We start from the raw sequence: 1,431 nt of genomic DNA on the forward strand, positions 1-1,431 counted from the left end.
CCACCGCGGCCACCGCGACGAGGGCCGCGAGCACCACGAGGGCCAGGCCGATCCCGGCGCCGCGCGAGCGGTACAGCGTGGCGCACGCGTCGGCGTGCACGAGGCGGGACGACACGGCGGTGTCGACCATGGTCGACGACGGCGCCGAAGAGCCCGCGAAGGCGTTCTCCAGACCGCGATCGTCACCGGTCACCACGATCATCTCCGCCCCGCCGTGGTATGCCAGCAGCAGGGCCATGTCGCGCGCGGTCGCCGCGGCCGGGAAGGTGGTCGCGCCCACGCCGAGTTCGGTGACCCGCTCCAGGCCCTCGGCCCTGCCGTCGCGGTCGGCCGGAACGACGAGGACCGCGCCGTCGGTGAGGACCTCCTCGGAGACGCCGGTCGGGGTCGCGACCACGACGTCGGCGGTGACGCGGGCCGCCCGCAGGACCTCGGCGCCCCTGTCCACACCGACGACCACCGGTCGATACTCCTTCATGAACGGCTTGAGGCCGGCGAGCTGGGCCTCCGAGGACCCGTCCCCGGTCACCACCACCACGTGGCGGCCGGAGAAGTCCACATCGATCCCGGGCAGGCCCTCGCCGTCGAGGAGCAGCTGGTGCTCCAGGCTGAGGAACTCCGTGGCGTTGGCCAGGTGCGCCAGCGCGGACTCGACGTAGTCGTGTTCTGCCGCGTGGACCTCGGAGAGCAGGGTGGCCGAACCGGACTCGCGCCCGGTGGCCAGCTGGTCCTCGGATTTGACGGAGTAGATCACTCCCTCGTCGATCCGGACCCGGGTCCCGTCGTCGACCTCCGCGAGATCCGCGTCCTCGATGACCGGGATGTCGGAGGAGGCGAGGATCCGGTACGCGGCCCGGGGCAACCGCTCGTCCCCGGCGCGCGGTACATGGACGACGGCGGTGACGCCGGCGTCGACGACGGCGCGGGCGGTGGCGGCCGACGTCCGGTTGAGGTCCAGCACGGCGACGTCCTTGGCGCCGAGCTTCCGGGGGATCGGGGATCCCGCCCGGATCTGGCGGACGGTACCGACCACACCGGCGAGATCGTTGGAGCGGCGATTGAGCAGACCCGTCATCTTCATGTGCCCGAGTATCACGCGTGTGATTCGAGTGACGAGGGAGGTCGGATCGGCGTGTCGGGTTAACGGTCGACTTGAGCTTGAGACTTCTCCGATTGCGCCTTGGCCAGAAGCTCCTCGGCGTGCGCGAGCCCGGTGTCGGTGTCCTCCATGCCCGCGAGCATCCGCGCGAGTTCGGTGACCCGGTCCGCGTCGTCGACCGCCCGCACGCCCGACACGACGCCCTCGCCGCCCGTGGGCTCGGCGGCGGAGTCGGTGGGGTCGGCGGCGGAGCCGGTGGCCTTGTGGATCACGAGATGCGTGTCCGCGTATGCGGCGACCTGCGCGAGGTGCGTCACCGCGATCACCTGATG

General features: G+C 71.8%; 1 protein-coding gene and 1 pseudogene. Both read right to left on the reverse strand.

Annotated features, from left to right (window positions below; all coding sequences use genetic code 11):
- A partial coding sequence (gene steA, locus IY392_RS15455) for a putative cytokinetic ring protein SteA (RefSeq protein WP_194861682.1) occupies positions 1–1,081 on the reverse strand: 1,081 nt, incomplete at its 3' end.
- A 59-nt stretch (positions 1,082–1,140) separates the two neighbouring features.
- Positions 1,141–1,431, reverse strand: a pseudogene (locus IY392_RS15460) (DNA repair protein RecN); the annotation flags it as partial.

The sequence above is a fragment of the Dietzia sp. SYD-A1 genome, assembly GCF_015356725.1.
In the GTDB taxonomy this organism is placed as follows: Bacteria; Actinomycetota; Actinomycetes; order Mycobacteriales; family Mycobacteriaceae; genus Dietzia.